Origin of the sequence: Lysobacter sp. TY2-98, assembly GCF_003367355.1 — a bacterium.
Taxonomy (GTDB): domain Bacteria; phylum Pseudomonadota; class Gammaproteobacteria; order Xanthomonadales; family Xanthomonadaceae; genus Cognatilysobacter.
Window position 1 is genome coordinate 1,391,936 of sequence record NZ_CP031413.1, and the last position, 25,778, is coordinate 1,417,713.

Annotated in this window: 26 protein-coding genes and 1 tRNA gene; 8 read left to right on the forward strand and 19 right to left on the reverse strand. The window is 67.6% G+C overall.

Annotated elements, in window-relative coordinates:
• Positions 1-97: 97 nt before the first annotated feature.
• The 6 genes from alaS to DWG18_RS06555 form a co-directional block, all read right to left on the reverse strand.
• On the reverse strand, positions 98-2,743 hold the full coding sequence (gene alaS, locus DWG18_RS06530; RefSeq protein WP_115646450.1) for an alanine--tRNA ligase: 2,646 nt from the start codon (positions 2,741-2,743) through the stop codon (positions 98-100).
• A gap of 126 nt (positions 2,744-2,869) precedes the next feature.
• Positions 2,870-3,298: a regulatory protein RecX gene (locus tag DWG18_RS06535; protein ID WP_115648073.1), complete on the reverse strand. Its 429-nt coding sequence runs from the start codon at positions 3,296-3,298 to the stop codon at positions 2,870-2,872.
• A 534-nt stretch (positions 3,299-3,832) separates the two neighbouring features.
• Positions 3,833-4,861, reverse strand: a complete 1,029-nt coding sequence (gene recA / locus DWG18_RS06540) for a recombinase RecA (protein WP_115646452.1) — start codon at positions 4,859-4,861, stop codon at positions 3,833-3,835.
• Positions 4,862-5,015: 154 nt separating this feature from the next.
• Positions 5,016-5,207 (reverse strand): DUF1508 domain-containing protein, encoded by a 192-nt coding sequence (locus tag DWG18_RS06545; protein WP_115646453.1) that lies wholly within the window; start codon positions 5,205-5,207, stop codon positions 5,016-5,018.
• A gap of 8 nt (positions 5,208-5,215) precedes the next feature.
• A complete protein-coding gene (gene lexA, locus DWG18_RS06550; protein WP_115646455.1) occupies positions 5,216-5,839 on the reverse strand; it encodes a transcriptional repressor LexA in 624 nt (207 codons plus the stop codon).
• 45 nt (positions 5,840-5,884) lie between these two features.
• Complete coding sequence (locus DWG18_RS06555; protein ID WP_115646457.1) at positions 5,885-6,382, reverse strand: CinA family protein; 498 nt, start codon at positions 6,380-6,382, stop codon at positions 5,885-5,887.
• A 131-nt stretch (positions 6,383-6,513) separates the two neighbouring features.
• Between DWG18_RS06555 and mutS the strand changes: the two genes are divergently transcribed.
• A complete protein-coding gene (gene mutS, locus DWG18_RS06560) occupies positions 6,514-9,066 on the forward strand; it encodes a DNA mismatch repair protein MutS (protein WP_115646459.1) in 2,553 nt (850 codons plus the stop codon).
• A gap of 3 nt (positions 9,067-9,069) precedes the next feature.
• Here mutS and DWG18_RS06565 read toward each other — a convergent pair whose 3' ends face one another.
• Positions 9,070-9,699, reverse strand: a complete 630-nt coding sequence (locus DWG18_RS06565; protein WP_115646461.1) for a TMEM175 family protein — start codon at positions 9,697-9,699, stop codon at positions 9,070-9,072.
• Positions 9,700-9,927: 228 nt separating this feature from the next.
• On the opposite strand from DWG18_RS06565, the gene DWG18_RS06570 reads away from it, so the two are divergent.
• On the forward strand, positions 9,928-10,578 hold the full coding sequence (locus DWG18_RS06570) for a DUF937 domain-containing protein (protein WP_162823737.1): 651 nt from the start codon (positions 9,928-9,930) through the stop codon (positions 10,576-10,578).
• A 133-nt stretch (positions 10,579-10,711) separates the two neighbouring features.
• Here DWG18_RS06570 and DWG18_RS06575 read toward each other — a convergent pair whose 3' ends face one another.
• The 6 genes from DWG18_RS06575 to ffh form a co-directional block, all read right to left on the reverse strand.
• The gene (locus DWG18_RS06575; RefSeq protein WP_115646463.1) at positions 10,712-11,125 is read right to left on the reverse strand and encodes an RNA-binding S4 domain-containing protein; all 414 of its coding nucleotides are present in this window, start codon (positions 11,123-11,125) and stop codon (positions 10,712-10,714) included.
• A gap of 88 nt (positions 11,126-11,213) precedes the next feature.
• Positions 11,214-11,624 carry a 50S ribosomal protein L19 gene (gene rplS, locus DWG18_RS06580; protein ID WP_115646464.1) on the reverse strand — a complete coding sequence of 137 codons (411 nt, stop codon included), beginning with the start codon at positions 11,622-11,624 and terminating at the stop codon, positions 11,214-11,216.
• Positions 11,625-11,739: 115 nt separating this feature from the next.
• Positions 11,740-12,534 carry a tRNA (guanosine(37)-N1)-methyltransferase TrmD gene (gene trmD / locus DWG18_RS06585; protein ID WP_115648074.1) on the reverse strand — a complete coding sequence of 265 codons (795 nt, stop codon included), beginning with the start codon at positions 12,532-12,534 and terminating at the stop codon, positions 11,740-11,742.
• Between the two features lie 102 nt (positions 12,535-12,636).
• Positions 12,637-13,188: a ribosome maturation factor RimM gene (gene rimM / locus DWG18_RS06590; protein ID WP_115646465.1), complete on the reverse strand. Its 552-nt coding sequence runs from the start codon at positions 13,186-13,188 to the stop codon at positions 12,637-12,639.
• Positions 13,188-13,445 (reverse strand): 30S ribosomal protein S16, encoded by a 258-nt coding sequence (rpsP, locus tag DWG18_RS06595; RefSeq protein ID WP_115646466.1) that lies wholly within the window; start codon positions 13,443-13,445, stop codon positions 13,188-13,190. Before rpsP ends, rimM begins: the two co-directional genes overlap by 1 nt.
• Before the next feature lie 108 nt (positions 13,446-13,553).
• A complete protein-coding gene (ffh, locus tag DWG18_RS06600) occupies positions 13,554-14,921 on the reverse strand; it encodes a signal recognition particle protein (RefSeq protein WP_115646468.1) in 1,368 nt (455 codons plus the stop codon).
• Positions 14,922-15,005: 84 nt separating this feature from the next.
• Between ffh and ccsA the strand changes: the two genes are divergently transcribed.
• The 6 genes from ccsA to DWG18_RS06630 all read left to right on the forward strand — a co-directional run bounded on the left by ccsA (position 15,006) and on the right by DWG18_RS06630 (position 20,953).
• Positions 15,006-15,806 carry a cytochrome c biogenesis protein CcsA gene (gene ccsA, locus DWG18_RS06605; RefSeq protein WP_115646470.1) on the forward strand — a complete coding sequence of 267 codons (801 nt, stop codon included), beginning with the start codon at positions 15,006-15,008 and terminating at the stop codon, positions 15,804-15,806.
• Positions 15,807-15,894: 88 nt separating this feature from the next.
• A complete protein-coding gene (locus DWG18_RS06610) occupies positions 15,895-16,347 on the forward strand; it encodes a MarR family transcriptional regulator (protein ID WP_115646471.1) in 453 nt (150 codons plus the stop codon).
• Between the two features lies 1 nt (position 16,348).
• Positions 16,349-17,824: an efflux transporter outer membrane subunit gene (locus tag DWG18_RS06615; protein WP_115646472.1), complete on the forward strand. Its 1,476-nt coding sequence runs from the start codon at positions 16,349-16,351 to the stop codon at positions 17,822-17,824.
• Entirely contained in the window at positions 17,821-19,002 is a 1,182-nt protein-coding gene (locus DWG18_RS06620) for an efflux RND transporter periplasmic adaptor subunit (protein ID WP_115646473.1), read from the forward strand. The genes DWG18_RS06615 and DWG18_RS06620 overlap by 4 nt, the downstream gene beginning before the upstream one ends.
• A 16-nt stretch (positions 19,003-19,018) precedes the next feature.
• Positions 19,019-19,372 carry a hypothetical protein gene (locus DWG18_RS06625; RefSeq protein WP_115646474.1) on the forward strand — a complete coding sequence of 118 codons (354 nt, stop codon included), beginning with the start codon at positions 19,019-19,021 and terminating at the stop codon, positions 19,370-19,372.
• 30 nt (positions 19,373-19,402) lie between these two features.
• Positions 19,403-20,953, forward strand: a complete 1,551-nt coding sequence (locus tag DWG18_RS06630; protein ID WP_115646475.1) for a DHA2 family efflux MFS transporter permease subunit — start codon at positions 19,403-19,405, stop codon at positions 20,951-20,953.
• A gap of 59 nt (positions 20,954-21,012) precedes the next feature.
• Here DWG18_RS06630 and DWG18_RS06635 read toward each other — a convergent pair whose 3' ends face one another.
• From DWG18_RS06635 to lspA, 6 genes are all read right to left on the reverse strand, one after another.
• The gene (locus DWG18_RS06635) at positions 21,013-21,402 is read right to left on the reverse strand and encodes a DUF805 domain-containing protein (protein WP_205289410.1); all 390 of its coding nucleotides are present in this window, start codon (positions 21,400-21,402) and stop codon (positions 21,013-21,015) included.
• A gap of 83 nt (positions 21,403-21,485) precedes the next feature.
• Positions 21,486-22,892 carry a DNA repair protein RadA gene (radA, locus tag DWG18_RS06640; RefSeq protein WP_115646476.1) on the reverse strand — a complete coding sequence of 469 codons (1,407 nt, stop codon included), beginning with the start codon at positions 22,890-22,892 and terminating at the stop codon, positions 21,486-21,488.
• Positions 22,893-22,964: 72 nt separating this feature from the next.
• A complete protein-coding gene (locus tag DWG18_RS06645; protein ID WP_162823738.1) occupies positions 22,965-23,933 on the reverse strand; it encodes an aldose 1-epimerase in 969 nt (322 codons plus the stop codon).
• A 191-nt stretch (positions 23,934-24,124) separates the two neighbouring features.
• Positions 24,125-24,200: transfer RNA gene (locus tag DWG18_RS06650), tRNA-Thr, on the reverse strand.
• A 67-nt stretch (positions 24,201-24,267) separates the two neighbouring features.
• Positions 24,268-25,218: a 4-hydroxy-3-methylbut-2-enyl diphosphate reductase gene (gene ispH / locus DWG18_RS06655; RefSeq protein ID WP_115646478.1), complete on the reverse strand. Its 951-nt coding sequence runs from the start codon at positions 25,216-25,218 to the stop codon at positions 24,268-24,270.
• Between the two features lie 9 nt (positions 25,219-25,227).
• Positions 25,228-25,737 carry a signal peptidase II gene (lspA, locus tag DWG18_RS06660; protein ID WP_115646479.1) on the reverse strand — a complete coding sequence of 170 codons (510 nt, stop codon included), beginning with the start codon at positions 25,735-25,737 and terminating at the stop codon, positions 25,228-25,230.
• Positions 25,738-25,778: the final 41 nt, after the last annotated feature.

A 25,778-nucleotide genomic window follows, 5' to 3' on the forward strand; every position in this document is an offset into this window, starting at 1 on the left:
CATCTCCGCCGGGCGCGCAGCCTCTGCCACGCACAATATTTGGACACAAACGCCCGCCATGTTAGCGAGCGGCCATTTCATGCCGCAAGGAAGCCGTTCACACTCCTGCAGCGGCGCTACGTTCCTTCACCAGACCGGCGACCCCTGCCAGGGCGGACTCCAGTGCGGGGCCATCGTCACCGCCGCCCTGCGCCATGTCCGGTCGACCGCCGCCCTTGCCGTTGATCTGCCGCGCCACCAGCCCGAGCAGGTCGCCCGCCTTCACCGGACCTAGCGCGCGGCCACCGACGCCCGCGACGAGCGATGCTTTGCCGTCCTGCACGCCCGCAAGAACAACAACGGCATCGACCAGCTGTTGCTTGAGGCGATCGACGGCGTCGCGCAGCGACTTGGCGTCGAAGCCTTCCAGACGGGCCGTGACGACCTTGATGCCGTCGACATCGATCGCCGTACCCGCGAGGTCCGCCGTCGCGCCCGACGCAGCCTTCGCCTTGAGCGACTCCAGCTCGCGTTCGAGGCGGCGCTGGCGGTCGAGTAGCGAACGCAGCTTGTCGGCGACTTCGGCGCGCGGCGCACCGACCAGCCGCGCTGCCTCGTCGAGACGCTGCAGCTCGGACGCCACGTAGTCGAGCGCACCCTGCCCCGTCACCGCCTCGATGCGGCGCACGCCAGCGGAGACGCCGCCTTCCGAAAGAATCTTGAAGATGCCGATGTCGCCGGTGCGCGACACGTGCGTGCCGCCGCACAGCTCCGTCGACGCCTCACCCATCCGCAGCACACGCACGCGATCGCCGTACTTCTCGCCGAACAGCGCGAGCGCACCGAAGTCGATCGCTTCCTGCATGCCCATGTGGTGCACGTCGACGCCGTGGTTCGCGCGGATGTCGGCGTTGACCTGACGCTCGATCTCGGCGAGCTGCGCCGGCGTGATCGGCTCGAAATGCGAGAAGTCGAAACGCAGGCGATCCGGCGCGACGAGCGATCCCTTCTGCTGCACGTGCTCGCCGAGGACGCGACGCAGTGCGGCATGCAGCAGGTGGGTGGCCGAATGATTGAGCACCGTCGACGCACGACGCGCGCCGTCGACCGAACCCATCAGGTGATCGCCGCGCGACAGACGACCCGACTGCAGTGCACCGACGTGGCCGTGGAACTGCCCGGCGAACTTCAGCGTGTCGCGCACGACGAAGCGCGTGCCCTTCTCATCGAGTTCGCCCGCATCACCGACCTGGCCGCCGCTCTCGGCGTAGAACGGCGTGCGATCGAGGATGACGACGGCCTCGTCGCCGGCTTCGATCGAATCGACCGGTCGACCGTCCTTGAGGATCGCGACGACTTCGAGGCCGCCGTCGACGAGCTTGTCATAGCCAAGGAATTCCGTCGCCGGTAGCTGCGCGGCGAGTTCCGCCGGCAGCGTGGTCGCGTTGCCGAACTTGCCGGCGGCGCGCGCGGTGTCGCGCTGCTGGCTCATCGCGGCTTCGAAGCCGTCCATGTCGACGCTGAGGCCGCGCTCGCGCGCGATGTCCGCAGTGAGGTCGACCGGGAAGCCGTAGGTGTCGTAGAGACGGAACGCTTCGACACCCGGAATCACCCCCTTCGATCGCGACGCGACGTCATCGAAGATGCGCATGCCGGACTCGAGCGTTTCCGCAAAGCGCTCTTCCTCGCCGAGCAGCGCGCGCTCGACGAGCTCGCGCTTGGCGGGCAGCTCCGGATACGCGTCGCCCATCAGCTCGGCCAGCGGCGCGACGAGCTTGTGGAAGAACGGGCCCTTCTGGCCGAGCTTCCAGCCGTGGCGCAGTGCGCGGCGGATGATGCGGCGAAGCACGTAGCCGCGACCTTCGTTCGACGGCAGCACGCCATCGACGATCAGGAACGAGCAGGCACGGATGTGATCGGCGATCACGCGCAGCGACTTGTTCTCGAGATCGGTCGTGCCCGTCGCGGCCGCGGCTTCGCGGATGAGGCGCGCGAACAGGTCGATCTCGTAGTTGCTGTGCACGTGCTGCAGGACCGCGGCAATACGCTCGAGGCCCATGCCGGTGTCGACGCACGGCGCCGGCAGCGGCACCAGCGTGCCGTCGGGCTGGCGGTCGAACTGCATGAAAACGTTGTTCCAGATCTCGATGTAGCGATCGCCGTCTTCATCCGGCGAGCCCGGGGGGCCGCCCGGAACGTCGGGACCGTGGTCGTAGAAGATCTCGGTGCACGGGCCGCAGGGGCCCGTGTCGGCCATCTGCCAGAAGTTGTCCGATGCGAACGGCGCGCCCTTGTTATCGCCGATACGCACGATGCGCTCCGGCGGCAGGCCGATGTCGCGATGCCAGATGTCGAAGGCCTCGTCGTCGGTCTGGTAGACGGTAACGAGCAGGCGCTCCGGCGGCAGGCCCCAGACCTTCGTCAGCAATTCCCACGCCCAGGCGATCGCTTCCTTCTTGAAGTAGTCGCCGAACGACCAGTTGCCGAGCATCTCGAAGAAGGTGTGGTGGCGCGCGGTGTAGCCGACCTGGTCGAGGTCGTTGTGCTTGCCGCCCGCGCGCAAGCAGCGCTGCACGTCGGCCGCACGCACGTAGCCCGGCTTTTCGCTGCCGAGGAAGACGTTCTTGAACTGCACCATGCCCGAGTTGGTGAACAGCAGCGTCGGGTCGTTGGCGGGAACCAGCGGGGCCGACGGGACGATCGTGTGGCCCTTGCTGCGGAAGAACTCGATGAAATCGCTGCGGATTTCGGACGTCGTTTTCATGCGGAACCGCGTTCGGAATATGGAAGCCGTGCAGCCGACGGCCGCCAGAGGGCGGCCAACAGGCGCTGGGAGAACCCGGAAGAGTAGCAGGCGGGGCGGCGTCCTATGCGGACGCGAATGGACCGGTCAGTTTTCGGTCGGGAACCGGACGGCAGCGCGAATGACGTCGCCCGGGAAGCCGCGTCGGATCAGGAAGTCCGCAGCCTTGCGCTCGCGGGTGCGCGTGTCCTCGATGCGAGCGAACCGCCGAGCAACCACGTCCCGGGCGAGCTCGGTCCAGTCGCCGTCGAAATCGTCGAGCGCGGCTTGACGGACTTCAGCCGGCAGATCGTGGGTGCCGAGCTCGGCGCGGATGTGCAGCGGGCCGTAGCCACTAGACGCCCGGCTGCGAACGAGGCTTTCGGCGAAGCGGCGGTCGTTCTGCCAACCAGCGTCGACGAGTTTGCCGACGGCGGCCTCGACTTCCGCAGCGTCGACACCCCGGGATACGAGCTTACGGGTCAGCTCCTTGCGCGAATGCTCGCGGCGCGTAAGCAGGCCGAGAGCACGTTGCATCGCGGTGGCCGGCTTGCGTTCGCGGCGAGGTTTGCGCGCGGAATCGCGCGCGGGACCGAAGAGACTTTCATAGCCAGGGCCGTCATCGGACAGCGATGGCGGTTCGCCGATCGATGGATCGAAAGCGCCGGAGGCACCGCGCTGCTCCGAAGGTGCGCAGCACGGCGCGGCGACGGGGTGACGCCGCGCATGCGTATCTTGCCGTCGAGCTTGCTCAGCCTCCGGACGCGTCAACATCGTTTTTTGGCCGCGCGCACCCGACCGGGTCGCCGGGATATCAGCCGCGTTGCTAGCGCATCGGACTTCGTTCGCGCTGTCGCCAATCGATTCCCCACGCTCCCCTGCGCGCACGCTTGCCGAAGCGCCTCCCCTTGGGCGAGGCGGCTCCACCGCCATACCTGCGACCAGATCCGACAGCCGAACGATGCCTTGCGGCTGCCGCCCACCGTCGCGCGAAAACGAGTCGGCCCCGGGCTCATCACCCGGGGCCGCATCGCGATCACGTGGAGGTCGTGGCCGTGCCATTTCCGCCGATTACGCGTCCGCCTCGGCTTCGGCCGGGTTGATCTCCTGCGGCACGAACTTCTCGCGGAGCGCCGCTTCGAGCTTAGCTGCCATGGCCGGGTTCTCCTTGAGGAACTGACGGGCATTCTCCTTGCCCTGCCCGATGCGCTCACCGTCGCAGCTGTACCACGCGCCCGACTTCTCGACGAGCTTGGCGTCGACGCCCATGTCGATCAGCTCGCCCTCGCGCGAGATGCCTTCGCCGTACAGGATTTCGGTGACGACCTGCTTGAACGGAGGCGCGAGCTTGTTCTTGACGACCTTGATGCGCGTCTGGTTACCGATGATCTCGTCGCCCTTCTTGATCGAACCGATGCGGCGGATGTCGAGGCGGACCGAGGCGTAGAACTTCAGGGCGTTGCCGCCCGTGGTGGTTTCGGGACTCTGGCCCGGCATCATGATGCCGATCTTCATACGCAGCTGGTTGATGAAGATCACCAGCGTGTTCGAGCGCTTGATGTTGCCGGTCAGCTTGCGCAGCGCCTGCGACATCAGGCGAGCCTGCAGACCCGGCAGCTGGTCGCCCATCTCGCCTTCGATTTCCGCCTTCGGCGTAAGCGCGGCGACCGAGTCGACGACCACCATGTCGACCGCATTCGAACGCACCAGCATGTCGGCGATTTCGAGCGCCTGCTCACCGGTGTCGGGCTGCGACAGCAGCAGGTCATCGACATTGACGCCGAGTTTCGCGGCGTAGATCGGATCGAGCGCATGCTCGGCGTCGATGAAGGCTGCGGTGCCGCCCTTCTTCTGGCACTCCGCGATCGCCTGCAGCGTCAGCGTGGTCTTACCCGACGATTCCGGGCCGTAAATTTCCACCACGCGACCGCGCGGCAGACCGCCGATACCAAGCGCGATGTCGAGCATCAGGGAACCCGTGCCGACGATCTCGACCGCTTCAACGGCACGGTCACCCATGCGCATCACCGAGCCCTTGCCGAACTGCTTTTCGATCTGGCCGAGGGCGGCTGCGAGCGCGCGCTTCTTGTTCTCATCCATTGCCGGGTTCCTGGTGTTCATGGGTGTAGGAAGACTGTGTGAGCCGGACATCGCACACGTTGAGACGGTGAATCCGGCAAGTGAAATGTGCGATGAGCGGTCGGCGCGATCGATCGGACGACGCACCCGACGGCCGTAGGATTTTGCCGCGCGATCAACCGAAGGCTTCGACGATCGGCGTCGTCGGCGTGGTCGCCTTGACGAGGCCGATGGCGTATTCGCAGTCGTACTTGCTCAGATAGCCCTCGGAGCTGTCCGCGATGATTTCGCCGTTGTCGGCGACGAGCCGCCAGCGCCACTGGAACGCCTGGAGCATCGGATTCGAGCTGTAGATTTCGAACTTCATGGAACGCCTCACCGGTTCGGACGCACGAGGCCGCAGTACAGGCCTTCGATCGCGAAGTCCTGATCCGGCATCACTTCAATCGGATCGAAGTCCGGATTGCGCGGCAGCAGTCGAATGCGGTCCTTCGCGACCTTCAGAAGCTTCACCGTGATTGCGTCATCGACGCGCGCGACGACGATCTGGCCGGAGCGCGCCTCGTTCGTACGATGCACGCCGATGAGGTCGCCGTCGAAGATGCCTTCGTCGCGCATCGAATCGCCCTTCACCCGCAGCAGGTAGTCGGGCGACGGGGCGAACAGGTTCTTGTCGAGCAGGATCATGTCGTCCGAGCCGATGTCGGCGCCGATCGGAAGACCAGCCGCGACCTGGCCGAGCACGGGCAGGTGCAGCATGTCGGACGCGTTCGCCGCCGGCCGGTTCGGCGGGGCGACAAGGCGGATGCCGCGTGCCTGCCCCGGCACGCGACGGATCGCGCCCGCCTGCTCAAGCGCCTGCAGGTGGTACTGGGCTGCCCGGACGCTGCTGAAACCGAAGACCTGGGCGATCTCCGTCTGCGACGGCGGGACGCCGTCGGCCTCGATACGCTCAGCGATCATTTCGAGGATCGCCTGCTGGGTGTCGGTGAGGTTCATTAGTAGCAATACTACTAACCCGACGCCCACCCGCAAGACCGTTCGTCAGGTGGTGAGCTCGATCAGCCCGCCCAGCGCGGCCGCCACGGTCTGGCGGCGGACCGCCTCGCGGTCGCCCCCGAAGTGATGCACCGACGCATGCGGGTAGCCTCCGCGCCGCTTCCAGGCGATCCAGACGGTGCCGACGGGCTTGTCGGCCGTCCCGCCCGTAGGACCCGCGATGCCGGTGACCGCGACCGCCAGAGTCGCCGCAGAGTGCACCAGCGCGCCGGACACCATCTCCACCACCGTCTCCCGGCTGACTGCCCCGTGCTCCTCGAGCGTGTGCGGGTTCACGCCCAGCATCGCCTGCTTGGCTTCGTAGCTGTAGACGACCATCCCGCAGTCGAACCAGCCCGACGAGCCGGCGAGATCCGTCAGAGTCTTGGCGATCCAGCCGCCGGTGCAACTCTCGGCGGTCACGACGGTGAGGCGGCGGTCGATCGCCGCGGTGGCGAGGGTTTCCCCGAGGCGGCGCAGTTCGTCGTCGGAGGGGCTGTGCATCGGCCCATTATGGATGCGGCCGCGCGGCATACTGTCGCCCCGCCGGCCCTGCGCCTGCCTCGCGAAACGTCCTGCCGCCCGTGTCTTCCGTCCGCGCCGACGGCGCTTCCGCCGACGCCCACACCCCGCTCATGCGCCAGTTCTTCGCCGCCAAGGCGGAGCATCCGGACGTCCTGCTGTTCTTCCGGATGGGTGACTTCTACGAGCTGTTCTACGACGACGCCCGCAAGGCGGCGCGGCTGCTCGACATCACGCTGACCCAGCGCGGCCAGTCGGCCGGCCAGCCGATCCCGATGGCGGGCGTTCCGCATCACGCGGCCGAGGGTTACCTCGCGCGGCTGGTCGCGCTCGGCGAATCCGTCGCCATCTGCGAACAGATCGGCGACCCGGCGCTGGCCAAGGGCATCGTCGAACGCAAGGTCGTTCGCATCGTCACGCCGGGCACCGTCACCGACGAAGCGCTGCTGGACCAGCGTCGCGACACGCTGCTGCTCGCCGTCGCGCGCGGAAAGAATGGTTGGGGCCTCGCATGGGCGGATCTCGCCGCCGGCCGCTTCCTCTGCAACGAAGTCGGCAACGAGGATCAGCTCGAGGCCGAGATCGCGCGTCTCGATCCCGCCGAAGTGCTGTATCCGGACGAAGATGCCCTGCCCGCCTGCGTCGCCACGCGCACCGGCCTGCGCCGACGCGCCCCTTGGCTGTTCGACCTCGACAGCGGGCGTCGCCAGCTGCTGCGCTTCTTCGATCTTCACGACCTCAGCGGTTTCGGGATCGACGACCGCCCGCTCGCGATCGCCGCTGCGGCCGCGTTACTCGGCTACGTCGAGGAGACGCAGAAGCAGCGCCTGCCGCACCTGACGTCGATCGCGCTGGAATCCGGTGACGGTGCGATCGCGATGAACGCCGCGACGCGCCGTCATCTGGAACTCGACACCCGCGTCGATGGCGACACGCGGCACACGTTGCTCGGCGTTCTCGATTCGACCGTGACGCCGATGGGCGGCCGACTGCTGCGCCGCTGGCTGCACCGCCCGCTGCGTGATCGCGACGTGCTACGGCTGCGTCACAACGCGGTCGCGACCTTGATCGACACGCGCACGGATGACGCGCTGTTCGAGCGGCTGCGCGCCGTGGGCGATGTCGAACGCATTCTCGCGCGCGTGGCGTTGCGCAGCGCGCGGCCGCGGGACCTTTCCACGCTGCGCGACGCCCTTGCGATGGCGCCCGCATTGCGTGACCTGCTCGCGCCACTCGACGCACCGCGACTGCAAGCGCTGCGCAACGAGCTCGGCGAACACGATGCGATCGCCGCGCACCTCGCCGAGGCGATCGTCCCGCAGCCACCCGTACTCGCACGCGACGGCGGCGTGTTCGCGGAAGGCTACGACGCGGAACTCGACGAGCTGCGCCGCCTCTCGACGAATGCCGACCAGTTCCTCATCGACCTGGAACTCCGCGAGCGCGAGACGACGGGCATTCCGACGCTGAAGGTCGGCTACAACCGCGTCCACGGCTACTACATCGAGATCAGCAAGGCGCAGGCCGGTCGCGCACCGACGCACTACACGCGCCGCCAGACGCTGACCGGCGCCGAGCGCTACATCACCGTGGAGCTCAAGCAGTTCGAGGACAAGGTGCTGTCGGCACGCGAGCGGTCGCTGTCGCGCGAGCGCCTGCTGTACGAGCAGATGCTCGACGCGCTAAACGCGCAACTCGAACCCCTCAAGCGTTGCGCCGCGGCGTTGTCGGAACTCGACGTGCTCGCGACGTTCGCCGAACGCGCGCAGGCGCTGGACTGGGTGCAACCCGAGCTCGCCGAGCATCCGGGCATCCGCATCGAGCGCGGCCGGCATCCGGTCGTGGAAGCGGTACGCGACGCGCCGTTCGAGCCCAACGACCTGATCCTCGACTGCGCGCCGGATCACGTCGGTCGCCGCATGCTCGTCATCACCGGGCCGAACATGGGCGGCAAGTCGACCTACATGCGGCAGAACGCCCTGATCGTGCTGCTCGCGCACATCGGCAGCTTCGTGCCGGCGTCGAAGGCAGTGATCGGTCCGATCGATCGCATCCTCACGCGCATCGGCGCGGGCGACGACCTCGCGCGCGGGCAATCGACCTTCATGGTCGAAATGGCGGAGACCAGCTACATCCTCCACCACGCCACCGACCGCTCGCTGGTGCTGATGGACGAGATCGGTCGCGGCACGTCGACGTATGACGGCCTTGCGCTTGCCGAGGCCTGCGCGCGCCATCTGGCCGCGAGCAATCGCGCCTACACACTGTTCGCCACGCACTACTTTGAACTGACGCGCCTTGCCGAACCCGGCAGCGGGATTGCCAACGTCCACCTCGACGCGGTGGAGCACGGCGACAAGCTCGTCTTCATGCACGCGGTCAAGGACGGGCCGGCAGACCGAAGCTTCGGCCTGCAGGTCGCTGCACTGGCGGGCCTGCCGCGAAGCGTCGTCACCCAGGCGCGTGCGCGACTCGCGGAGCTGGAGCAGCAGCGGCCGGACGACGCACGCGCGCCGATGACGGCATCGACGCTCGATGCTCCGCAACAGGGCGCGCTGTTCGCGCCCTCCTCCGCGGCGATCGACGCGCTCGCCGGCATCGATCCGGACGATCTCACGCCGAAGCAGGCGCTCGAGGCGCTCTATCGACTGCGTTCCCTGTTGTAGGCCTCAGGCGGCCGCGGCATCCGCAACGGCGCGCCGCGGGCGATACAGCATGCGGCGCCACAGCGGCAGCGTAATCATCGCCAGCGGCGCGAAGAACGGCGCGACCTGCGCCAGCGCGAGCGCGCACAACGACGCAGCGATCGTCGCGATGCCGCGTGCGCGGATGTAACGCGCGTCCTCGTCGGTCGTCGTCGCTGCACGCATCTCCGGCCCGACTGCGATCGTGTTGACGCGCAGGTTCAGCAGCGCCATCACCAGCATCCAGAGCCAGTACAACGACGCCGGCACACGCGCACCGGCGTACTCGGCCATGAAGGCGGTCAGGAATGGCATGAACGCGACGCTGCCGAGCAGGAGCAGGTTCCACGCGAGCACGCGCGGCGAATAGTGCGACGCCAGCGAGAACGCACGGTGGTGGCCCATCCAGAACGCGCCGATGACCCCAAAGCTCACGAAGTAGCCGACCAGATTCGGGATGAGATGCGCGAGCGCGATCCAGTAGGCGCGGTCGCCCCCCGCGCGAGGGACTTCGGGCACGTGCACCTCGATCACCAGCAGCGTGATCGCAATGGCGAATACGGCGTCCGAAAAGAACACCATGCGTTCGAGCGCGTGGTCCGTCGTCTGGCTCATGACCCCTCCCCTTTGGCGGCATTGTTTCGCCGTGGTCGCGGCACGGCAAGCGATGCGCCCATCGCTTCCGCGCACTGACCGTGTTGCGATGCATCGACAGATGCGCACTCCGCGTGCAAGGCGCCTGCGATCGCCGCAATTCGCGACGACACGCGGAGCTGACGAAATCCTCACGGAACATCCATGGCGCGCGTGGCTGACTCGTGGCTTCTGCCCGGGAGCACGCCCATGAATGGCCCCCTCTACGACGACCTGCTCGATCAGCTCCGGGGCACGCCGGCGCGCCAGCTCGGCGACCGACTCGGTCTCACCTCCGCGGGGGCGCTGCAGGCCGCGGCGACCGCGCTTCCGGTGCTTCTTGGCGCCCTGCACCACAACACGCGCGCGCCCGACGGCGCCGATTCATTGCTGTCGGCGCTCGACTTCGACCATCGCGGCGTCGATCCCGCCAACGCGCTGGGAACGGCGCTCGCAGGCGGAGGCTCGGGCGCAGGCATCCTCGGCCATCTGTTCGGCGAGCATCGCGCGGGCGCCGCCGATGCCGTCGGGCAGGCCACGGGTCTCGACAGCGATCGCGCGTCGACCCTGCTGCGCGTGCTCGCGCCCGTGGTGATGGCCTACCTGTCACGGCGGTTGTTCACGCCGCAGGAAGCCGATGGCGCGACCACGCCACAGCCGTCCGCGGATGGCCTGCGGGCCGCACTGGGGCAGGAAGTCGACGCGCTGCGCGCGACCGCCGAGCCGCACCCGGGGCTGCTGTCACTGCTCGACCGGGATCACGACGGTGACGTCGACCTGGCCGATTTCACCGGCGTCGACGGGAACGGGCCGCTACCCGTGCAGACGGCCGAGATGCGGAGTCCGCGGCCGAGGATCTGAAATCGCTGCGGGATCCGGCGGCACCACACGGCGGGTGACGTCGCGACGGGTCCCCGAGGCGTCGAGATCGGGTCGAAATTTGCGCTCCATGACGTTTCGCCGCGAGCGATGCGGTTCGCTCACGGCGCATCGCCTAGACCGCGTCGATGTCGCCCAACGCACGAATCAGACGTCGTGCGCGCTTGTCCGGGCGCTGCTCCGGGGCGCGGTAACCATCCCGCATCGCCGCACGTTCGGCGCGCGCCTGTTCGCGACGCTGCTTCGATTCGCCTGTCTCCACATAGAGCGCCTGCGCGACCGGCGCCGATCCGCGTTCGCTGCTGAGCGCGACAACGTCGATATCGAAGCGTTCGTCACCGCGCGTCACGCCGAGACGATCGCCGGTGCGCACGGCGCGCGACGCTTTCACGCGCTGCCTGTCGATCTCGACACGCCCCGTTTCGATCGCCTGCTTGGCGAGCGAACGCGTCCGGAAAAAACGCGCGGCCCAGAGCCACTGATCGAGTCGAACGGTCGGCGTGGTTGCAGGTGTCGTGGCGTCGGTCATGGTCGAGGGAATGATGGAACGCGCGCGATGACGCGTCCCCAAATGCAAACGGCCGCCCGAAGGCGGCCGTTGCAGGAAGACCGTGCGCTTACTGGTTCGAAGCGGCGGCAGCGGCCGTAGCCTTCGCCTTCGCGTTGCCCGCGAGGTCTTCCTTGATGCGCGCCTTCTTGCCCTGCAGACCACGCAGGTAGTACAGCTTGCCGGCGCGGACCTTGCCGCGGCGCTTCACTTCGACGGAGTCGATCGTGGCGCTGTGCGTCTGGAACACGCGCTCGACGCCGAAGCCGTGCGAAATCTTGCGGACGGTGAACGAGGAGTTCAGGCCGCCGTTCTTGATGCCGATGACCACGCCCTCATAGGCCTGGACGCGCTCGCGGTTGCCTTCCTTGACCTTCACGTTGACGACGACGGTGTCGCCCTGGCTGAAGTCCGGAAGCTTGCGGGTGATCTGCTCGGATTCGAAATTCTGGAGCAGCGTATTGAGGGACGGCTTGTTCATTGGCTTGGGCCTGTTGGTGTCGTTGTAGAGCCGCGAGTGCGCGTGGACCCGCGTGCCGGCATCGGTGGAGCGAAGCCCGCAATTCTAGCGGGAATTCTCCTTGCGTGACTAGGGGTTAGCCGATTTCCGGACCGGCGGTGGCGGTATCCGAGGTCGCCGCACCGCTCTCCCTGGCTGCTGCCCCCTCGCGGTATTGCGCGAGCAGTTTGGCGTCTGCCTTCGACAGCACCCGCGCCTCCAACAGGTCCGGCCGCCGCTCCGCAGTCCGACCCAGCGACTGCATGCGCCGCCAGCGGGCGATCTTGGCGTGGTCGCCCGACAGCAGCACCTCGGGGACGGCGCCCAGCGGGTGGTCGACCGGTCGGGTGTAGTGCGGGCAGTCGAGCAGGCCGTCCTCGAAGCTGTCCTGGACGGCGGATTCGGCGTCGTTGAGCGCGCCGTCCTGCAGGCGGGCGATGGCATCGATGACGACGGCCGCAGCCAGTTCGCCCCCCGACAGCACGTAGTCGCCGATCGATATCTCCTCATCGACCTCCGCTTGGATCAGGCGCTCATCGACGCCCTCATAGCGGCCGCAGAGCAGGATCAGCCGCGGTTCGGCGGCTAGTCGGCGCACCGTCTCCTGGTCGAGACGCCGCCCTTGAGGGCTCATGTAGACCACATGCGCCGGCCCCTCGCCCGCGGATCGCGCGGTTTCGATCGCGCGACGCAGCGGGTCGATCAGCATGACCATGCCCGGACCGCCGCCGAACGGGCGGTCGTCGACGCGACGGTAATTGCCCTCGGCATGGTCACGGGGATTCGTCCCGTGGATCGACAACAGGCCGCGTTCGATCGCGCGTCCGACCACGCCGAACCCCGCGCATTGCGCGACGAATTCGGGGAACAGGCTGACGACGTCGATTCGCATGGAGGCCTTCGAGTACGGGCGTGGTGGCATCGAGCGCGGGCCGATGCGTTGAAGCGCGACAAACGACTGCGAACCGCCTTGAAACCTACGCGATCGCTGGGATCAAAAATCCGGATCCCAGTCCACCGTAATGCGACCGGCGTCGAGATCGATGTCGGTGACGAACTGCGGGCGTACGAAGGGCACCATCCATTCACGATCGCCATCGCGCGCGACCAGCACGTCGTTCGCCCCCGTGGCAAACAGGTGCGAAACCCGGCCCATGGCACGACCTTCGACGTTCACCACCTCGAGGCCTTCGAGATCGGCCCAGTAGAACTCGCCTTCCGCGGCCTTCGGCAGCGCCGAGCGCGGGACGTAGATCTCGGTGCCTCGCATCGCATCGGCCGCGTCGCGATCCTCGACGCCCGGAATCTCCGCGGCGAGGCTCTTGCCAACCGCGCGGCCGCGCACGCCCATCAGCTCGCGCTCGACGCCGCGGGCGTCGCGCAGGATCCAGGGCCGGTAGCCGAAGAGCGCCGAGCGCGGCTCGGTCCAGCTCTCGAGTTTCACTTCCCCACGAACGCCGAAGGCGCCGACCACCCTTCCAATAAGGATGCGGCGCCCCGGGTTGTTCGTGCTGCTACCGCCCGCGCCAGGCACGGGCGAGGACATCAGGCCGCGGCCTGCGCCTTGACCGCCGCCTTGTACAGGTCGGCGACCTTGTCGGTCATCTGCGCGCCGTGGCCGATCCAGTGCTGGATGCGCTCGACGTTGAGTTCGACCGGCTTGTCGTTACCCGAAGCCACCGGGTTGTAGTAACCGACGCGCTCGATGTTGCGGCCGTCGCGGGCGCTGCGGCTATCGGTGACGATGATGTGGTAGAAGGGGCGCTTCTTGGCGCCGCCACGCGTCAGGCGGATCTTGACCATTGCTTTTCTCGTGTTGCCCAGCTGCCGGAATGGCAGGGTAAGCCGGCGATTTTAGCGTGAAGCCTGCGTCAGGGTAAACCCGGTCGCCCAAGCGGCCGTGGACCCTGCTCAGCGGAACGGCATTCCGCCCCGCCCGCCCATCATTCCCTTCATCCCGCGCATGAGCCCCTTCATGCCGCCGCCGGCCAGCTTGGACATCATCTTTTCCATCTGCTGGTACTGCTTCATCACCTTGTTGACGTCCGCCGGGGTCAGCCCCGCGCCCTTGGCGATGCGCGCGCGTCGCGAGCCGTTGAGCAGGCCCGGGTTGCGACGCTCCTTCTTGGTCATCGAATTGATGATCGCGATCATCCGCGGCACTTCCTTGCCGGTGACCTGGTTCTTCACCGAATCCGGGATCTGCCCCATGCCCGGCAGCTTGTCCATGAGGCCGTGCAGGCCGCCCATGTTCTGCATCTGCTCGAGCTGGTCGCGCATGTCGTTGAGGTCGAACTTCTTGCCCTTGACGACCTTCTCGGCGAGCTTCGCCGCCTTGTCCTTGTCGACCTGCGCTTCGACCTGCTCGACCAGCGACAGCACGTCGCCCATGTCGAGGATGCGGCTGGCGATTCGATCCGGATGGAACACGTCGAGGCCGTCGGGCTTCTCGCCGGTGCCCATGAACTTGATCGGGCGACCAGTGATGTAGCGCACCGACAGCGCCGCACCGCCGCGTGCGTCACCGTCCGTCTTCGTCAGAACGACGCCGGTGAGCGGCAGCGCTTCAGCGAACGCCTTCGCGGTGACCGCGGCATCCTGGCCGGTCATCGAGTCGACGACGAACAGCGTTTCGACGGGATTGACCGCGCCGTGCAGCGTCTTGATCTCCGCCATCATCGCTTCGTCGATGGCGAGGCGGCCCGCGGTGTCGACGATCAGCACGTCGACATACGACTTGCGCGCATCGTCGATCGCGGCGCGCACGATGGCTTCGGGCTTCTGCGACGGGTCGGACGGGAAGAAGATCACGTCGACCTGCTGGGCGAGCTGGCGCAGCTGTTCGATCGCGGCCGGACGGTAGACGTCGGCCGACACCACCATCACCTTCTTCTTGCGCTTTTCCTTGAGGTGCTTGGCAAGCTTGCCGACAGTGGTTGTCTTGCCCGCGCCCTGCAGGCCGGCCATGAGGATGACCGCCGGCGCCGGCACGTTGAGATTGAGGTCCGACGCCTGCGCGCCCATCACCGCCGACATCTCGTCGCGCACGACCTTGATCAGCGCCTGGCCAGGCGTCAGCGACTTCAGCACTTCCTGGCCGACGGCGCGCACCTTGATGCGCTCGATCAGGCCCTGCACCACCGGCAGCGCGACGTCCGCCTCGAGCAGCGCGATGCGCACCTCGCGCAGCGACTCGCGGATGTTCTCCTCGGTCAGGCGACCGCGGCCGCGCAGGCGCTCGATCGTGCCGGAAAGACGCTGGGAGAGGGATTCGAACATGGACGGTGCCGACGCGAAAAACGGTCGCGAAGTATAGCGGTCGCGCGCCGGCGGCCCGCCGAACGGCTGTGCGACACTTCGAGCATGACGCTTGCTCTCGTGATCGCCTCCGTCCTCCTCTACCTCCTCGCGACCGGCATGCTGGCCGCGGCGCTGCGCGTCGATCCGTCGTCGCCAGCGGACGGTTGGCGCGTGCCATCGGCGCTCGCGCTCGCCCTGCACGCGGCCACGCACATCGTCGCGTGGACCGAGGTGCATGGTCCGGACCTACATTTCTTCGCCGCGCTCTCCCTGGTTGGGCTCGGCATGGCCGCGATGACCACGTTCGTGGCGCGCCGCGAGCGGGTGGCCGCGCTCGCGATCGTCGCGCTACCGCTCGCCGCCGCGATGCTCGTCGCGTATCGCGCGTACGGGCACTCCAGGTCGATGGCGCTGGACTGGCAGCAGCAACTGCACGCAGCCCTGGCGCTGCTCGCCTACGCGACCCTGGCGGTCGCCGCGCTGCTGGCGGTGACGCTGTGGGCGCAGGAACGGGCGCTTCGACGCCGCGAATTCCATGGCTGGCGCCGCGCGCTGCCGCCGCTGATCCAGCTCGAATCGCTGATGTTCCGCACGATCGCGGTCGGTTTCGCCCTGCTGACGGCCACCCTGCTGACCGGCGTGCTGTTCGTCCAGAACCTGTTCGCCCAACACCTGGTGCACAAGACGGTGCTGAGCCTGCTGTCCTGGCTCGCATTCGGCGCGCTGCTCTACGGCCGCCGTCGCCAAGGCTGGCGAGGCGCAAAAGCCGTCCGCTGGACGCTGGCCGCCATGGCCCTGCTGGTGCTCGCCTACTTCGGCAGCAAGGCCGTCCTCGAGCTGATCCTTCACCGCGCGGTCGTCTGACCGTTCGCCGGGGGGAATGCTGGCCGACTATCTGTCGACGCAATAATTGCATTGACAACTATTGCGCGCGCATCTAAAGTACGCCGCCATGACGAACTCCCCCACCTGCAACGGCTCCTCGCTGGGGCTGATGTTCCGGCAGGTCCGCGACGCGATGTGGGCCCGCATGGAACGCGAGCTTGCGGCCGCCGGTCATGACCTGACCTTCAGCCAGTACATCACCCTCAAGACCCTCGGAAACGAGGGCCGCGCGGGCGTCAGCGAACTCGCCCGCGCCGCGCAGCTGCATCCGGGCGCGATGACCCGGCTGCTCGACAAGCTCGAAGCGCAGGGCCTGGTGGCGCGCGTCGCCGATCCACAGGACCGCCGCGCGCTCCACGTCGACCTCACCGACAGCGGCCGCGCACTGTGGACGGCGGTCAGCGACTGCGGACGCCGTGTACACGCGCGCGCCATGCAGGGTCTGGACGATGCGGAACAGGCGCATCTCATGAACCTGCTGGTTCGCGTCCGCGACAACCTTTCTTCCGATCTCGACTGACATGACCCCACGTTCCGTCGCGCCGACGACCCGGCGCCTCGCACCGTTATTCCTCGCGCTCGCACTCGCGGGCTGCGCCAGCATGCGCGGGCTCGAACCGAAGGAGCATCCAATGGATGCGAACGCGGTGGCCGCGTCGAAGACATTGGCCGACGCCGGCACCATCGCGCCGCTCGCGCGCGACTGGTGGCGCGTGTTCGGTGATCCGCAGCTCGACGCACTCGTCGACGAAGCGCTCGCCGGCCAGCCCAGCCTCGCCGCCGCCGACGCGCGCGTCCGCCAGGCCGCCGCGCAGGCGGGGCTTGCCGATGCCGCGCGCAAGCCGACCGTCGGTGCGACCGCGCAGTACTCCGGCTTGCAGATCCCGACGACCGTGGCACCCGATCCCCTCGGCGGCCACTACACCGGCGTGTTCCTGCTCGGCCTCAACATCAAGTGGCCGATCGACGTCTGGGGCGGTGATCGCGCGCGCTACGAAGCGGCGATCGGTCAACTTCGTGCGACGGAAGTCGACGCACAGTCCGCACGCCTGACGCTCGCGTCGAACATCACCCGCGCCTACGTCGGCCTCGCGCAGGCATACGACGCGCTCGACGTCGCGCACAACGAGAAGGCGCGCTCGCAGAAGCTGCTTGGCCTCGGCCAGCAGCGCGTCAAGGCGGGCATCGACAATGCGATGCAGCTGCGCAACGCCGAATCGCTGGTCGCGTCGTCCAACCAGCAGGCCCAAGCGGCGCAACAGCAGATCGATGCGTCCAAGCACGCGATCGCCGCACTGCTCGGCAAGGGTCCGGATCGCGGCGACGCGATCACACGTCCGCAGCTCAGGGCCGCGACGGCGCCGGGCGCTCCGAGCGTGATTCCCAGTGAACTGCTCGGCGCGCGTCCCGACGTCGTGGCCGCGCGTTGGCGTGCCGAAGCGGCGAGCCGCAACATCCGCGCGGCCAAGACGCAGTTTTATCCGTCGGTCAATCTGTCTGCGCTGGTCGGCCTCGCTGCGGTGAGCCTCGGCGACCTGTTCTCGAGCAACGCGTTGCTGACGCAGGGCGGCCCGGCGATTTCGCTGCCGATCTTCGACGGCGGACGCCTGCGCGCGAACCTGTCGAAGTCCGATGCGGACTATGACCTCGCCGTCGCCGCGTACAACGGCAGCCTCGTCACCGGCGCGCGCGAAGTCGCCGACGCGCTCACCAACGCACGCGCGCTCGACGCGCAGATCGCTTCGGTGCGCCAGGCGCGCGATGCCGCACAGTCCGCGCTCTCGCTTGCGAACGCGCGCTACAACGCCGGACTGTCGACGCAGATCGACGTGCTCAATGCACAACGTCCGCTGCTGCTGCTCGACCAGCAACTCGCCGCGCTGCGCGCGCAACGCCTCCTCGCCGTGGTCGACCTCGACCAGGCGCTCGGTGGCGGCCTCGCGCTCACCGCGCCCTCTTCCGATTCCATCTCCGATTCCGCGACCGCCACCCGATGAGCACGCCTACCACCGCCACCGCAGAACCCGCACCCGTGAAGAGCAGCAAGCGCCGCCGCGCGCTGGCGATCCTCGCGCTCGTCGTGATCGTCGCCGGCGTCGCCTGGCTGCTCTATCACTTCCTCGTCGGCCGCTGGCACGAGGAGACCGACGATGCCTACGCGCAGGGCAACATCGTCACCATCACGCCGCAGACCGTCGGCACCGTTACCGGCATCACCGCCGACGACGGCATGCGCGTCGAAGCGGGCCAGGTACTCGTGCAGCTCGACGCCACGGATGCGCAGGTGGCCTACGACCAGGCCATCGCGAACCTCGCGAACACCGTTCGCACGGTGCGCGGCCTGTACAGCAGCGTGAGTTCGTCGGAAGCCGAAATCCGCGCGCGCGAAGTCGCGATCGCCAAGCTGCGTGCGGACGTCGCGCGTCGTAGCGGGCTCGTCGCGACCGGTGCGGTGTCGGCCGAAGAGCTGGCGCATGCGCGTGACGACCTCGCGTCCGCCGAGGCCGCACTCGCCACGTCGCGCGGCAACCTGTCGCGAAACCGCGCGCTGGTCGACGCCACCACCGTGCAGAACCAGCCCCAGGTGCAGGCTGCGGCCGCGCAGGTGCGCTCGGCGTATCTCGCACTGCAGCGCGGTGCGATCGTCGCACCGGTCACCGGTTACGTCGCCAAGCGCAGCGTGCAGCTGGGCCAGCGCGTGCAGCCGGGCCAGACGCTCATGACGGTGATTCCGCTCGAGCAGGTCTGGGTCGAGGCGAACTTCAAGGAAACCCAGCTGGCGAAGATGCGCATCGGCCAACCGGTCGAACTGCATTCGGATCTGTACGGCAAGGACGTGACGTTCAACGGCCGTCTGTCCAGCCTCGGCCTCGGCACGGGCAGTGCGTTCTCGCTGCTGCCGGCGCAGAACGCCAGCGGCAACTGGATCAAGATCGTGCAGCGCGTACCCGTGCGCATCGAAGTGCCGCGCGACCAGCTGGTCAAGCATCCGCTGCGCATCGGCCTGTCGATGAGCGCCGATGTCGACATGCACGACCAGTCGGGCGCGGTACTCGCGAGTGCACCGCCGCAGAAGCCGCTGTTCACCACGTCGGCGTACGAGCGTCAGATGCAGACGGCGCAGGACCGTATCGACCAGGTGATCCGCGAAAACCTGTCCGGTCGCAACGGCTGATCCGGGAATCACGTCGATGCGCTTCACCCTGGTCCCGAAGGTGTTCTTCGACACGCTCGAACAGGGCTTCGACCTCTTCGTCGACGCCCTCCGGTTCGAGGTGAAGTACCAGGACGACGGCTTCGCCGTCGTCGAGCGCAACGGCGCGAAGGCCTACATCGTCGCGAGCCCGGAGTTCGCGGCGAAGGACCGACCGGAAATCGCCATCGAAACCGATGCGATCGACGCACTCCATGCCGACATCGCCGCGCGCCGCCGCGACCTGCTGCATCCGAATCTTCCCGATGTGACGCTCCGCCCGTGGGGCGCGCGCGAATTCGCGCTGCGCGACGCCACCGACGTCTGCATCGTCTTCCGGCAGTTCGACTGAGCTGCCGCCGCACCCGCATCCGAAGGCTCCATGGCTGCTGCCCCTCCCGCCCCCGCGAACAGCTTCCGCCCCCCGAACATGGCGCTGACGACGCTGGGCCTCGCGCTCGCGTCGTTCATGCAGGTGCTCGACACGACGATCGCGAACGTGTCGCTGCCCACCATCGCCGGCAACCTCGGCGCGAGCTCGAACCAGGCGACGTGGGTGATCACGTCGTTCGCGGTCAGCAACGCGATCGCGCTGCCGCTCACCGGCTACCTCACCCGACGTTTCGGTGAGCTGCGCCTGTTCACGCTGGCGACGCTCGCGTTCGTCGTCGCGTCGCTGCTGTGCGGCCTCGCGCACTCGATGGGCTTCCTCGTGTTCGCCCGCGCGCTGCAGGGTTTCGTCTGCGGTCCGATGTATCCGGTCACGCAGGCGCTGCTGCTGTCGATCTATCCACCACAGAAACGTGGACAGGCGATCGCGTTGCTGGCGATGGTCACCGTCGTCGCGCCGATCGCAGGCCCGATCCTCGGCGGCTGGATCACGGACAACTACAGCTGGCAGTGGATCTTCTTCATCAACGTGCCGATCGGCATCTTCTCCAGCTTCGTCGTCGGCCGTCAGCTCAAGGGACGACCGGAGCGACTCGAGAAGCCGAAGATGGACTACATCGGCCTCGCGACGCTGGTGCTCGGCGTCGGCGCACTGCAGACGCTGCTCGATCTCGGCAACGACGAGGACTGGTTCAACTCGACGCGCATCGTGATCCTCGCGATCGTTGCGGCGATCTCGCTGATCGTGTTCGTGATCTGGGAGCTGACGGACAAGGATCCGATCGTCAACCTGCGCCTGTTCCGCCACCGCAACTTCAGCGCGGGCACCGCGGCGATGGTCGTGGCGTACGCGGCGTTCTTCAGCGTCGGCCTGCTGGTGCCGCTGTGGCTGCAGCGCAACCTCGGTTACACGGCGATCTGGGCCGGCTTCGCGAGTGCGCCCATCGGCATATTGCCCGTGATCCTGACGCCATTCGTGGGCAAGTACGCCACGCGTTTCGACCTGCGCATCCTCGCCAGCTTCGCGTTCGTGGTCATGGCGGGCACCAGCTTCATCCGCTCGCACTTCAATCTCGACGTCGACTTCCAGCGCGTCGCGATGGTGCAGTTGTGGCAGGGACTCGGCGTCGCCCTGTTCTTCATGCCCGTGTTGACGATCCTGCTGTCGGATCTCGAACCGCACGAGATCGCCGCAGGCTCCGGCCTTGCGACGTTCATGCGAACACTGGGCGGCAGCTTTGCCGCTTCACTCACGACGTGGGCCTGGAACCAGCGCGGCACGATCCACCACGCGCACCTGACCGAAAGCATCAACGCCTACGACCCGGCGATCCGACAGACCGTCGAACGACTCGGCCAGGGCGATCTCCAGCGCGGTGCGTTCGTACTTGATCGCATGATCCAGCAACAGGCGGTGCAGATCGGCTTCAACGAGATCTTCCACGTGCTGGGCATCGTGTTCCTCGTGGTGATCACGTTCGTCTGGGTCGCGAAACCCCCGTTCGCGGCGAAGATCGGCGGTGCCGCGGCGGGCGGACACTGACGAGCGGAACGAAGAAGCCGGCTTTCGCCGGCTTCTTTTTGGAAGCACCTTTTTTTGCCTCAATGCCCCGGTTCACCAACCTTCGGGTCGGGGCCGTAGCGGTTCGCACCGTACGTGCCTTCCATGCACAGCATCACCAGCACGATCAGGCCGCCGATCGACGGGATCAGGTTGAGCAGCACCAGCCACCCCGACTTGTCCTGATCGTGGAAGCGGCGCGCCTGCACGGCGAGGCTGGGCACGATGAGCGCGAGGCTCACCAGCACCACCACGATGATCGACACGATGCCGATCCCACTCATGCTGCCGTCCCCGTTGCGCGTCGCAAGAATCGCGGCGATGCATAGCGGCACCATTACGATCAGCAGCAAGGTATGGAACAGCACGAACATCCAGTACTCCTTGCGCCGCGAGCGGCCCGAGAAGTCGGCGTAACGTCTAAGCGGCATCTACATCCAGTCCATCGAGCCCTCCCCGGCTCATCGAGTTGGATGGATGGTCGCACGCGCGCGGCGCGCGCCCAAGCGCCCGCTCAGGCGTGTTCGAGCGCGTCTGCGAGGCGCTCCACGGCGATGACCCCCATTCCGGCCACCTTCCCGGACTTCGGCGCATTCGCCTTCGGCACGATCGCGCGCTTGAAGCCGTGCGTCGCCGCCTCCTTCAGGCGCTCGTCGCCGTTCGGCACCGGGCGGATCTCGCCGGACAGGCCGACTTCGCCGAAGGCGACGGTGTGCTCGCCCAGCGGACGGTCGCGCAGCGAGGACAACACCGCGAGCAGCAACGGTAGATCGACCGCCGTCTCCTGCACGCGGATGCCACCGACCACGTTGACGAAGACGTCCTGATCGCCCACTGCGACCCCGCCGTGGCGATGCAGCACGGCCAGCAACATCGCAAGACGATTGCCTTCCATGCCGACCGCAACACGACGCGGATTCGACAGCGGCGACTGATCGACCAGCGCCTGCACTTCGACCATCAGCGGGCGCGTTCCTTCGCGCGTCACCATCACGCAGCTGCCCGGCTGCGCCTCGCGACTGCCGGACAGGAAGATCGCCGAAGGATTCGGGACTTCGCGCAGCCCCTTGTCGCCCATCGCGAACACGCCAAGCTCGTTGACCGCGCCGAAGCGGTTCTTGAATGCGCGCAGCACACGGAAACGGCTGCCGGATTCGCCTTCGAAATACAGCACCGCGTCGACCATGTGCTCGAGCACGCGCGGACCGGCGATGCCGCCTTCCTTGGTGACGTGCCCGACGAGGAACACCGCCGTGCCTGTCTCTTTCGCGTAACGCACCAGACGCGCCGCACTCTCGCGCACCTGACTGACCGAGCCGGGCGCCGCGGTGAGCGTCTCCGTCCACAGCGTCTGGATCGAGTCGGCGACGATCAGCCTCGGCCCCATCGGCGCCGCCTGTTCGAGGATGCGTTCGATGCAGGTTTCGGCCAGCGCGTGCACGCCATCGAGCGGCAATCCGAGGCGAACCGCGCGGCCCGCGACCTGAGCCAACGATTCTTCGCCGGTGACGTACAGGCCCGGCATCGTCTGCGCCATCTGCGTGACGGCCTGCAGCAGCAGCGTCGACTTGCCGATGCCCGGATCGCCACCGACCAGCACCACCGAGCCGTGCACCAGCCCGCCGCCGAGCACGCGATCGAATTCGCTGATCCGGGTCGTCTCGCGCGATTCCTCGGAAACCGTGACGTCCTTGAGCGCAGTGATCGCCGGCGGATCGACCTTGCCCGCCCAGCCGCTGCGGCGGCTCTGCGCGACGCCGGCCTTCTCGGTCATCGCCGGTTCGAGCGCGATCTCGCTGAGCGTGTTCCAGCGCCCGCAGTCGGTGCATTGCCCCTGCCACTTGCTGTGCTCGGAGCCGCACCCCGCACAGACGTAGGCCGTGGCGCGGCGCGCACTGGATTTTCCGGACTTCCCGATCATCGAACCCTCCCGTATCGCGGAAGGGTAAACGCGGCAGGTCGCAGGCGCTAAGACCCGCGTCACTGGCGTCGCTCAGTGCAACGAGTTCGACGTCGACTCGACGCGGATGCGGCAGGTCGCCGTGAAACGCTCGCCCGCCACGACGACCGGAAGGTCCTCGTGGCTGCGAAGCGCGTCCGGCGCCGCCGTCATCGGTGCCAGGGTGACGCTGTCGACGGCCGACGACGCTTCGATCCAGGCGTACGGAAAGTGATCGGCGAAATCGATGCTGATGCGGCGACCGTTGCCTTCCAGCGACATTGTTGCGCCCGTTGTCGGCAGCGCGAAGCCGTGGTCGAAGTCGAGATCGGCGAGGCGACCGTCGTACGGCGGCAACGGCGTGCGCTCGCCGACGGGCAGGAGCTGCTCGTCGAGGACGATGCCCGCCATCGCCGGCATGCTCAGCCGCCACTTTTCGCGTGGCAGGCCGGGAAGGGTCAACCGCGGATTGAGGCCAAAGCTCACCGGCACGCGAGCCTCCGCGTTCGCCAACACCGCGACTGCGATCGTCAGCCCGAGGCCGTCCAAGGTCGCGCTGAGTTCGACATCGTGGGGGAACGGAAAGACCTGCAGCAGCTCGTCGCGCGTCCACGAAATGCGCGCGCGCAGGCGGCGGTCGCTGGCTTCGACCACGCGCCAGTCCAATCTGGACGGACGCACGCCATCGCTCGGCGTGCCGTTGACGTCGGTGGATAACCACGACGACGCGGGATCGAGCTGCACGCAACGTCCGTCGAATGCGTAGCGACCATTTCGAACACGATTCGCGAACGGGTAACGCAGCGCGATGCCGGAGACGACCTCGTCGAACGACGCGGCCGGATTCGACGCCACACGCGACAGAATCTCCTCGCCGCGATGTTTGAGCGACACGCACACCATTCCCCGCATGGGCTCGAACACCGCGAGCAGGTCACCCGCCGCCAACACGTGCGTGCGCGTCGGCTCGCCGGCGGCATGCGCGGCGGAGCTGTCTTGCAACGGGACGGGCTCGATGCTCATGTCGATGATCCGGACACGGGACGAAGGTGCCTGCGGACCGCAGCCTGTCATGCAGCGCGTGATGCGAGCGCCACGCGGATCCGTGTCGCGTGTGAACAATGCCTCGACCGGAAACGAAACAGGCCCGCTTGCGCGGGCCTGTCGTCGCGGCGGAGATCCGCCGGCTCGATGGCGGACGCCATCGGCAGTATTGGTGCCGGAAATAGGAATCGAACCTACGACCTACGCATTACGAATGCGCCGCTCTACCAACTGAGCTATTCCGGCGATTGCCGCGCGGGGCGGCAAGGCGTGGAATTCTAGGCGGCCGTGCGGGGCCGGTCAACGCCGACGTTCACTCGACGAGCTGGAGCCGCAGCGCCTTCGGTAGCGCGAAGACCATGCTCTCCGGCTCGCCGTCGAGCTCGCGGACGCCCGTCGCGCCGAGTTCGCGCAGGCGGTCGATCACGCCCTGGACGAGCACATCCGGCGCCGACGCGCCCGCGGTGACCCCGACCGTGCGCTTGCCGTCCACCCAGCGCGGATCGATCTCCGTCGCGCCGTCGATGAGGTAGGCCTCGACACCCTGCCGCTCCGCGAGTTCGCGCAGCCGGTTCGAATTCGAACTGTTCACCGAGCCGACCACGAGCACCAGATCGCACTTGGCGGCGAGCTCGCGCACCGCGTCCTGCCGGTTCTGGGTGGCGTAGCAGATGTCGTCGTTGCGCGGCCCCTGCAGGGACGGGAATTTCGCGCGCAATGCGTCGATGACCGCGCGCGTGTCGTCGACCGACAGCGTCGTCTGCGTGGTGTAGGCCATGTTGTCCGGCTGGGCGACGTCGAGCTTGGCGACGTCATCCTCGTCCTCGACCAGGTAGATGCGGCCGGTTGCGCCTTCGCGCAGCCACTGCCCCATCGTGCCTTCGACTTCCGGATGGCCTTCATGGCCGATCAGCACGACATCGCGTCCCGCGCGGCAATGGCGCGAGACTTCGAGGTGCACCTTGGTCACCAGCGGACAGGTCGCGTCGAACACGCGCAGGCCGCGGCGGTCGGCTTCGGCACGCACCGCCTTCGACACGCCGTGCGCGCTGAAGATCACCGTCGCGCCGTCGGGCACCTCGTCGAGCTCCTCGACGAAGATCGCGCCGCGCTGGCGCAGGTCATCGACGACGAAACGGTTGTGCACCACCTCGTGGCGGACGTAGATCGGCGCGCCCAGCAGCTCGATCGCGCGCTTGACGATCTCGATGGCGCGGTCGACGCCCGCGCAGAAACCGCGCGGATTGGCGAGCAGGATGTCCATGCGCGAATGCTACCGCCCGAGGCCGTGCCGCGCCTGACGCTGCGGCAACAGCCCCGCCAGGAAGATGGCGACGACGCCGACGCAGATCGCGGCGTCCGCGACGTTGAATGACGGCCAGTAGTGCTTGCCCACGTACCACTGGATGAAATCGACGACGTGGCCGTGCACCAGCCGGTCGATCACGTTACCGGTCGCGCCGCCGATCACCAGCGCATACGGAGCGGCCGTCTTCCACGCACCGCGCGGCATCCGCGCCAGCGCGACCGTCAGGCCGATGCTGATGCCCACCGCCAGCAACATGAACAGGTACTTCTGCCAGCCGCCAGCGTCGCTGAGGAAGCTGAAGGCCGCGCCTTCGTTGTAGGTGCGGAACCAGTTCCAGAAGCCGGGCACGACCGGTACCGCGGTGTACTCCGGCAGGCTGCGCAGCACCCAGGCCTTCGACCACTGGTCGACGCCGACGATCGCAGCCGACAGCAGCAGCCAGCCCAGTGCATTGGATTTGTTGCGATGACGCATCGGAACTCCGTTCGGCCGCTACGCGGCATGCAGCGGCACGT